General features: G+C 64.4%; 1 protein-coding gene. It reads right to left on the reverse strand.

Annotated features, from left to right (window positions below; genetic code table 11):
• A partial coding sequence (locus tag Q7F16_RS30235) for an Ig-like domain-containing protein (RefSeq protein WP_413211840.1) occupies window positions 1–219 on the reverse strand: 219 nt, incomplete at both ends.

Consider the following 219-nt stretch of genomic DNA (forward strand, 5'->3'; position numbering starts at 1 on the left):
TGGCGCCGTGGCATCGGCATAAGCCACCACGGTGTCAGGGCTGACATTACCTGCTGCGTCCGACGAGTTCGCAGTGACATCACCGGTCGGTTGGTTCACCGGCGAAGTGACGCTGTAGGAACCGTCAGTGCCCGCCACCACCGTCGCGGTGCTGCCATCCGGGTAAGTCACAGTAACCGTGCTGTTCGGCTCGGCACTGCCGCTGACCACCAGGCTGCC

The sequence above is a fragment of the Pseudomonas sp. Lb2C2 genome, from assembly GCF_052112205.1.
GTDB classification, from domain to species: domain Bacteria; phylum Pseudomonadota; class Gammaproteobacteria; order Pseudomonadales; family Pseudomonadaceae; genus Aquipseudomonas; species Aquipseudomonas kilonensis.